The 9,132-nt window shown below is 42.8% G+C and carries 7 protein-coding genes and 2 tRNA genes; 4 read left to right on the forward strand and 5 right to left on the reverse strand.

All coding sequences use genetic code 11. From position 1 onward, the window contains the following. Both L4C33_RS16420 and L4C33_RS16425 read right to left on the reverse strand, forming a co-directional pair. Positions 1 to 1,501, reverse strand: a 1,501-nt coding sequence (locus L4C33_RS16420; RefSeq protein WP_428813497.1) for an efflux RND transporter permease subunit, incomplete at its 3' end; no start/stop codon positions are given. Next, positions 1,501 to 2,586, reverse strand: a complete 1,086-nt coding sequence (locus tag L4C33_RS16425) for an efflux RND transporter periplasmic adaptor subunit (RefSeq protein WP_428813498.1) — start codon at positions 2,584 to 2,586, stop codon at positions 1,501 to 1,503. The genes L4C33_RS16420 and L4C33_RS16425, both read right to left, overlap by 1 nt. A gap of 341 nt (positions 2,587 to 2,927) precedes the next feature. On the opposite strand from L4C33_RS16425, the gene L4C33_RS16430 reads away from it, so the two are divergent. After that, a tRNA-Tyr gene (locus tag L4C33_RS16430) sits at positions 2,928 to 3,012 on the forward strand. 103 nt (positions 3,013 to 3,115) lie between these two features. Further along, positions 3,116 to 3,200: transfer RNA gene (locus tag L4C33_RS16435), tRNA-Tyr, on the forward strand. A gap of 87 nt (positions 3,201 to 3,287) precedes the next feature. Here the strand turns inward: L4C33_RS16435 and L4C33_RS16440 are convergent. The 3 genes from L4C33_RS16440 to L4C33_RS16450 all read right to left on the reverse strand — a co-directional run bounded on the left by L4C33_RS16440 (position 3,288) and on the right by L4C33_RS16450 (position 6,923). After that, positions 3,288 to 4,772: an SgrR family transcriptional regulator gene (locus tag L4C33_RS16440; protein ID WP_428813499.1), complete on the reverse strand. Its 1,485-nt coding sequence runs from the start codon at positions 4,770 to 4,772 to the stop codon at positions 3,288 to 3,290. After that, a complete protein-coding gene (locus tag L4C33_RS16445; protein WP_428813503.1) occupies positions 4,773 to 5,792 on the reverse strand; it encodes a Gfo/Idh/MocA family protein in 1,020 nt (339 codons plus the stop codon). Between the two features lie 207 nt (positions 5,793 to 5,999). Beyond that, a complete protein-coding gene (locus L4C33_RS16450; RefSeq protein ID WP_428813500.1) occupies positions 6,000 to 6,923 on the reverse strand; it encodes a Tim44 domain-containing protein in 924 nt (307 codons plus the stop codon). Positions 6,924 to 7,114: 191 nt separating this feature from the next. On the opposite strand from L4C33_RS16450, the gene L4C33_RS16455 reads away from it, so the two are divergent. Both L4C33_RS16455 and L4C33_RS16460 read left to right on the forward strand, forming a co-directional pair. Beyond that, positions 7,115 to 7,711 carry a TetR/AcrR family transcriptional regulator gene (locus L4C33_RS16455; RefSeq protein ID WP_428813501.1) on the forward strand — a complete coding sequence of 199 codons (597 nt, stop codon included), beginning with the start codon at positions 7,115 to 7,117 and terminating at the stop codon, positions 7,709 to 7,711. A gap of 10 nt (positions 7,712 to 7,721) precedes the next feature. Beyond that, positions 7,722 to 9,132: MFS transporter (locus L4C33_RS16460; protein ID WP_428813502.1), on the forward strand; the 1,411-nt coding region annotated here is incomplete at its 3' end.

Consider the following 9,132-nt stretch of genomic DNA (forward strand, 5'->3'; position numbering starts at 1 on the left):
GATTAAAACGGTTTGGTTTCACATTCGCTTTTAGGATCTTACTACCAAGTACTGGGGTTAACGTTAATGCCACCACAGATGAGAAGATCACCGACATTGCCAACAACACCGAGAACTCGGTAAACAATAGTCCAACCATTCCATCCATAAATGAGATTGGCAGGAATACCATAACCAGTACTAAAGTCGTCGCGATTACGGCAAAACCAACTTCACGAGTACCTTTATATGCAGCTAACAGTGGCGATYCACCACGCTCAATATGGTGGAAAATATTCTCTACAACGACGATTGCATCATCAACCACCAAACCAATAGACAGAATCAATGCCATCAATGTAATTAGGTTGATAGAGAAGCCGAAGTAGTACGCTGCGATAAACGATGAAATCAACGAAACAGGCACTGTAACCGCAGGGATCAAAGTCGCACGTGCTTGACCGATAAAGACGTAAAGAACAAGGATTACCAAACCACCGGTAATAAAGAGCGTGCTATAAACTTCAGAAATAGAACGGTCGATAAAGACGGTAGAGTCATAGTCCACAGCCAAACGAGTACCATCCGGTAGGAACTTCTGAATGTTTTCAACTTCTTTGTGGACAAGGTCTGCGACTTCAAGCGGGTTGGCATCCGATTGCGGCACAATCCCCATACTTACGTTAACAACACCATCGCTCTTGAAGGTTGAGTTTTCATTTTCTGCGCCAATGTAAACATCTGCGACATCTTTTAAGTAAATTGGCGAGTTATCAGAAGCACGCTTCACGACTAGGTATTCAAAGTCTTGTGCTTGAGTATAAGAGCGAGCCGTACGCACTGACATAACAATGGCATCGTTACGAACTTCACCACCCGGGCTTTCAATGTTCTCACTACGAAGCGCCTCTGTAATATCTGATGCGGTCACACCACGACCAGCCATCAGAGCAGGCTTCAGCTTTACATACATAACCTTGTATAAGCCGCCTGAAATATCCACTGAGCTCACGCCAGAGATCAAACTGAAGCGGTCGATAAGAACACGTTCGGTGTAATCCGTTAGCTGAGTTCTATCCATTTCAGTCGAGCTTAAGTTGATGTAAACCGAAGCTTCACCGCTACCATTGTTTTTATAAACAATTGGGTCATCCGCTTCATCTGGTAATGAACGCTGCGCACGAGCTACGGCATCACGAACATCACTCACGCCTGTGTTTAGGTCATAACCTAGCTCAAAGGTGATAGTGATACGTGACATGCTGTTACGAGTGGTCGATTCAATTTCATCAATACCACTAATACCAGACAATTGATCTTCGAGGTTTGAGGTTATCTGGCTTTCGATGATAGTGGCCGACGCACCTTCATAACGAGTACTGATCGATACCACAGGGCTTTCAATATCAGGCATCTCACGAACGGCGAGCTTATTGAAAGAAACAATACCAAACACAACCAATAGCAAGCTTAATACAACAGCGGCTACGGGTCTCTTTACAGAAACGTCAGATAACAGCATTAGTTATCACCTTTTTGTGTTGGTTTTCCATTAGCAGAAGAGCTCTTTGCAGATTCTGTCTGTACACCAAGCTCTTTAACAGTTGCGCCATCACGCATGTTTACGATCCCTTGCACAACGATCTTGTCACCGATTTCGATACCTTTTTCGATAACCACTTCGTTATCAATACGTGCACCTAAAAAAACTTCTGTACGAACAGCTTTATTATCTTCACCGACAACATATACAAAACGTTTTGTCCCGGAGTACTGAAGCGCTTGAACTGGAATGATAGCTGCTTCAATTGCAGGGAAATCCATATCAGCAGCCACCAACATACCCGGCTTAAGCTGATTAGATTGGTTATCGAAGTGAATGCGCACACGTAAGTTCAATGTTTCCGCATTAATACGGGAGTCAATGCCTACAACCGTGCCAGAGAACTCGGTATCTCCCCAAGCACTCGTACGAGCGGTAACTTCCATTCCTTTAGAAAGCATCGATAGGTAACGCTCAGGAACTTGTAAATCGAGTTGCATTACAGACAGATCATCCAGAGTGACTAGCTCTGTACCCGAATTCACCATTTTCCCGCGACTAAAATCAATAAAACCAACAGTGCCAGAGAAAGGGGCACTAATATGTAGGTCTTTTAGATTAGCGTTAGCAGCAGACAAACGTGCATTGGCAATTTCAACATTGGTTTTTTGAGCATCAATTTCAGTTTGAGTAATGGCGTTACGCTTAACTAGGCGTTGAAATTCAGCCAATTTACGTTGTTCATCTTTTAAATACGCTTGCGCTTCAGCTACAGACGCTTTCGCTTTATCGTCATTCAACTGAACAAGTAATTGCCCTTTTTCTACATCTTGGTTGGCTTTTACGTAAATAGAGTCGACTTTCCCCGATACTTCAGATGAAATCATCACTGACTGCTCAGCTTCAAGCTTACCCACCAACGACAAAGACTGGTTAACTTGGTGAATATCGACCTGTTCAGTTACGACTGTGACAGAGCTTGGCCCCATGCGTTTAGCAAGTACGGCTGGAGACGCCAGAAGAATAGACAAGCTAAGTAAAGATAAAATAGATTTATGTTTCATAAGTGATGGTCTACAAGTAAGAATTAAGTTCTAATTTTGGAATTAACCGTATTCTATCAACTGATAGTGTTTATAACGTCAAGAAGTGTAAATCTGGATAAATTACATTTACACTTCATATCCTTAAGTCTAGAAGATGTAGTCGCTAAGGACATGCTTACTTCGCCATCAAAATGGATACTTTCTACCATCTTTGCCCAAAAAGGCAGCATCTAACACAAAACCATAAGAAAAACCCTTTACAGGTTAAACGTGTTTGCTATGATGCGCTCCGCACTTGAGAGATGCGTTGGGAAAAACATCTCTTTAGCCTATCCATTATGAGTTAGGAAAAACACCCTGGAGGGGTTCCCGAGTGGCCAAAGGGAGCAGACTGTAAATCTGCCGGCWCYGCCTTCGATGGTTCGAATCCGTCTCCCTCCACCATATTCTYCTTAYCTCTTTTAAAGAGTTAAGAGAACAACCTRRTTGATGGGCTTATGGGAAAACATCAATTTAGGCTTACTTTGTGAAAAGTAAGACACACCCTGGAGGGGTTCCCGAGTGGCCAAAGGGAGCAGACTGTAAATCTGCCGGCACTGCCTTCGATGGTTCGAATCCGTCTCCCTCCACCATATTMTCCTTAATTGGAAAATCGAAAAGCCAACTCATTGAGTTGGCTTTTTTCGTTTCTGACGTTTACTTTTGGCAAACTTTACCTCTTAGCAATCTAAGATCCACAAGCTATTCAATTCACACCATCCATATCCATTCACTTGAACACCTTGTATACGATCGGACACTTCTAACCCAAATGTTTCGAGCTTTAGCTCAGTAATAACTCCAACCTCGGACAGCCACTGACGACACTCTGCCAGTATAGCTAGCGACCTACTGAAATCAGGCTGTTGACGAATCAACGAAATATACGACTTAATCGTATCCAAGATCTGTGATTCTAAATTGAGAGTGGAAAACGGAAAGCGAGCTAAAAAGCTAAGCCAAGTACTCAACAGGTTCCCTTCATTAATAATGCTACACAACACAACTCCCTGAACTTTCGTGTAGTCACCATATTCAATTAACACTTTACGGTCATTTGGCATCGTAAGAGTTTTGAAGATCCTCATACACTCAGATGTATCTTCAACAGTAATTACCTGAACAACCTCACGACTCTGGTTAGGAGCTTGGATTTTTAAAAACGTGGCATAGCTTTCGCTCGATACAGAATGAGTTTTCTCGGGCATTTCTAAGCACAGCTTATTTTCAGCGCACGCTTTGCTGATTGCCCAGTCAGGATAAACCCAAAGCTCGACAGTATTCAAAATAGAAGCTTGATGTGAATAGAGTTTATTGCGGCTAAGACGGAGCATATTATCCGAGAAGACATCTAGCGAGAAAGCACCAGAGCCCATGAGTATTCCAGATGTCGATAGCTTAAATATTGATGTTTCAGCCCGAGAAAATAACCTTGGCAAATGCCAATCTGTCTCGCTCAAACGCACTTCAATAGTATTCTCTGAGTACAAATTCACATCTAAAATATGCTGATAGCAAAAACGCCAGAACTCACTATTAATTAGAGTTCGAATGCTTCGCACAACATCCTTAGCTAGCAAAACACTGCCATCATGGAACTGCACCTCATTACGAATTTGAAAACGCCAAACAGTCCCGTCTTCATTGGGTTGCCAATGGTAGGCTAGATCGCCTTGAACATGATCATTTTCTATTCGAGTGAGACGTTGACACACTTGAGTCACTAAAAAGCGCTCGGTTCTTCTAATAACTTTTTGAGGGTGGAGTTGCTCTAGTTTTCTATGAAATGGAATATAAGCGCGACGAGCTGATTGGTTAGCATGGTTTAAGAATGATTGCAGCTCTGAACCAGCATCCCTTCCGCCAAAACTCAGCATTTGTAGCATTTGTTCCACACATCCAGCATCCGAGAACTTTCGAACTCGCGCATAACATACATCAATAGGTTCAACTCGGCATGTTAATAACGCTTTCTTATTGCGACCAGAGCTCGCCTGCCAATCAACCCAGCCTTCCTTTACCATGGTTTTGATAATCGTCTGAACATGGCGTTCACTGACGGTTAACAACGCTGCTAATTGGCTTATTTGACATTGAGATGTACCAGGACCAAAAGCCTGAAACATCTGCTCATACTGTTCAAGTTGTCGCTTTAAATTTGCCATCTATTTTTCAGATGTCTTTATTGTAGTGAGGTGTCCATAGCCCGTATTCAGTAATGCTCGTTCCATAGTCTCGATAACCTGAACGGTCACTTCAGCAAGTAAAATGTCAGATTCAACCTTGTTATCACGAACCAATTGGGACATATGGTCAATCTCATATTCGAAGCCATTTCCTGCCACTTTATGTTGAATGGTGTTCTTTATTCCCTGATATTCTATGTATATAGTCTCTGGGTTCCACCACTTATCTCTTATCGTGATAGTTAATTCAGGCCCACGCAATATTGCGACACGAGGTAAATTAGAAACAATGGATGCCGATATTTTACCTTCTACACCTTGAGAGAAAGTAAACAAAGCATCCGTGTCCACTTTCGCTTCTTTGAACGCRCTCAACATATCAACCTTAGGTTCTGAGGGCTCTATACCTATAGAGCGACATAAATCGTAGTAAAACCATAGCCCATACACTCCAACATCAAGTGTCGCCCCTCCGGATAGTTCAGGGTTAAATATAAACAAGCTCGGATCATAGTCATGCTCGTTACCAAACCCAGCCTCTATCGACGTTACCTGTAAACGATTTGAGCGCAAGTAGTCTTTAAGCTCACGGTAAGCTGGAAATGCCACGGTTTTCATTGCTTCCAAGAGCAACACACCATGTTTGTCAGCTAGAGCTTTCATTGCCATCCAGTCAGCTAGGTTAGTAAACGCTGGTTTCTCTACCAATACATGCTTATTGTGACTAAGAAATAGCTCCGCAAGTGGCCGGTGGTACGGGTGAACAGTCGCAATGTAGACCGCCTCTACATCAGGGTTCTTCGCCATATCTTCGTATGAGCCATAGGCCAAATCACAACCAAATTTTTGTCCAAAGACATTCGCTCGTTCTAAGTTTCTAGCAGACACAGCATAAAGCTCACCATGTATAGAGTATTGCGTTAGCGCCGTTGCAAACCTCTGCGCAATATTCCCTAGGCCAGCGATGCCCCATTTCACCGGAGTTTTACTTTCACTCATCATATTATTACCTACTCGATTGTTTCATATAAGTGTACTCATATCGTAGCTCCTGAAATAGAGAACAAATATCGCTACCTGTTCATGATTTAGTTAGAAGCCCTGAAATCAAAGTCGAGTCCTGAATTTTTTGAAAAAAAACGCCTATCGAACTATCGATAGGCGTTTAATTAATTGACTAAATTGAACGGTATTTAGTGCCAGTGATTAACCTTGAATACCAACGATTAACCAAGGTGCATCAGGAACAGTAAGGTCGCGCTCTAAGTGCCAGATATCAGTAATATCTTCTTCTACACCTTCTGCAGCATCACGGTAACGACCACTGAACTGTAGGCTTAGCTGCGCTTTAGATGCATCATGATCAGCACGAACAATCTCGGCATCAACGTACATAACATCTGTCTGCTGCTCACCTTCTAACTTATTACGCTCAGCTTTCAAGTCTTCGAATAGGCTTGGAGATACATACTCTTCAATCGTATTCAGTTCATTGTGGTTCCATGCACCTTGCAGTGTACGGTAGTGTTCACGCGAACCATTGATGAATGCAGCTTGGTCGAAGCCCGGTGGGTAGTTGTGTGGAATATCGCTTTGTGCGCCAAAACCAAAACCGCCAGCACTATTTTGTGAGTGAGGTTGTGACTGTGGTTGAGCCTGTTCAAAGTTGTGAACATTAGGCTGTTGCTTAGGTTCTTCGTACTTGTTCTGACCCATGCCACCAAATGCTGGTTGCTGTCCACGAGCGTGCTGATTCATCGAACCTTGTTTCGCCCCCAGCATTCCACGTAGGAATTTGAACGCAAGGAACGCAACTAGACCCATGATTAGAATATCCATGAACTGGATACCTTCAAATGCGCCGCCAAAGAAAGCTGCAAGTAGGCCACCAGCAAGCAGACCACCAAGAAGACCACCCATTAGGCCTTTCTTACTTGAGCTTTTCGCTCCTGTTTTACCAGCTTGGTCTTGCTTAATTGTGTTTGTGTTTTGTTGTTGCTGTTTAGGAGCAGGAGCAGTCTTAAAGCTTTTACCAAATGACTTACCACCACCAAACTTTTTCGCTTCCGCGATTGGTGTAACCGCAACTGATACCATCAGTATTGCGACTAGCGAGAAAAATCGTTTCATTGTTATCCTTGTAAAGGTTGTTCTATCGACTCTCTAATCATACTCGTTAACAATGAACAATGAAATATTCACATGAGTTACACATGTATCAGAATATTGCTGCTAGCATTCGATATAGATGGGCGAAGTAGTTGACGCTTATTGATGTCGAGCATAATATATTGAACGTTGTTCATTTATAGAAGTTAACCATGGCACGTAGAAACGATCATACAAGAGAGCAATTAGTTCAGCTGACTCTAGAAACCGTAAAAACGTTTCTGAGCGAACACTCATATCATGAGTTAAGCTTGCGGAAAGTCGCGAATATGATTGGCTACGTTCCAAGTACATTAGTGAATGTGTTTGGTAACTACAACCTACTCCTGTTACATGCTGTCGCTCAAACGCTTGATGAGCTAGCAGAAGAAGCCAAAGAAGCCGTGAAAGACGCTTCAGATCCTCAAGATGCACTCTTCAATCTAGCTTATTGCTACCACGATTTTGCGTTAAAGCACCCTCACCGCTGGCAATTGATCTTCGAACACAATATGAATGGTGAAGATCTTCCGGAATGGCAATCACAACGAATTGACGGCATGACAAGTATGTTAGAAGCGCTACTTTCTACGCTTGCCCCTGAGCGTTCGGAGTCCGATGTTCTAAAAGCAAGCCGCGTTCTATGGTCTGGTGTCCATGGCATCACCCTGTTAAGTGTTGACGACAAGTTTTTCACCTCTGAACCCATCGATGGTAAAGAGCTGATCAACAACTTAATTACGAGTTACTTACTCAACTGGTCAGCGTAAGGTACAAACAATGTCACACAGCAGCCAAACTTCGCTGTTAGCTCAAAAAAGGTTTCTTCCCTATTTTATTACTCAATTTTTAGGAGCCTTTAACGATAATATTTTTAAAAATGTATTATTGCTATTTGTGGCATTCGCTAGCCTTGAAAATTTACCTATTTCAAGCAACCTCTTTATCAACCTCGCAGCGGGTTTATTCATTCTGCCATTTTTCCTTTTTTCAGCGACCGCAGGTGTGCTTGCTGATAAATACGAAAAGTCATGGCTAATCCAAAAAATTAAACTGCTTGAAATCGCCATCATGTCTCTTGGCGCTATCGGTTTCATTTTCGAAAGCTACAGCGTGCTGCTTTTCCTCTTATTTTTGATGGGAACACAGAGTGCATTCTTTGGCCCTGTAAAATACGCACTGCTTCCACAACAGCTCAAGTCTAACGAGCTCGTTCCGGGCAATGCTTTAGTTGAGACGGGAACCTTTTTAGCCATCTTGCTTGGCACACTCGGTGCTGGCGTTATTGCATCAACAGACAATGCAAAATACGTGGCTGCCATTTGTGTGGTCGCATTTGCTGTCGCAGGTTATCTTTCCAGCCGCCATATTCCAGAAGCTTCCGCTTGCGATCCAGATATAAAAGTGAACTGGCGCCCAATCAAGTTAACTCGTAATAMACTCGCAATTGCTAAGAAAGATCGCACTATTTTCCAATCTTTAATGGCAATTAGCTGGTTTTGGTTTTTAGGCGCGGCTTATCTTACCCAGTTTCCAAATTTCACCAAATTGCACCTAAATGGTACAGAAGGCGCTGTATCTTTTTTACTCGCACTCTTCTCAATCGGCATTGCCATTGGTTCTCTCGCCTGCGACAAACTTTCGAATCATAGGATTGAGATTGGGATCGTGCCTATCGGTAGCCTTGGTATTACTATATTCGGCTTACTGCTCGCGACATCTGTTCCTGAAGCTCTCCCGCAATTTACATCTTTCGATGAGTTTATTGCTCATTCCGAACTTTGGCCTCTATTCATCCACTTGCTTCTACTTGGTGTATCTGGTGGTATCTTCATTGTTCCTTTGTATGCCTTAATGCAGCAACGAGCACCAGCAAAAGAAAGAGCACAGGTGATAGCTGCGCTTAACATTTACAACTCGTTGTTTATGGTTGGCAGCGCTGTTCTAGGTATTGTTTGTTTATCCATACTCGAATTATCCATCCCACAGTTATTTTTAATGCTCGCCTTATTAAATGCGCTCGTGATGGCTTATTTGTTCTATCAAGTGCCTGTTTTCGCCGTGCGCTTTTTAACGTGGGTTATCACGCACACCATGTATCGTGTAAAACATAAGAACCTCCACCACCTTCCAGAAAAAGGTGGGGCTTTGATCGTATGTAACCATGTCAGTTATATGGACGCGTTATTGT

Origin of the sequence: Vibrio makurazakiensis, assembly GCF_050337375.1 — a bacterium.
In the GTDB taxonomy this organism is placed as follows: Bacteria; Pseudomonadota; Gammaproteobacteria; order Enterobacterales; family Vibrionaceae; genus Vibrio; species Vibrio makurazakiensis.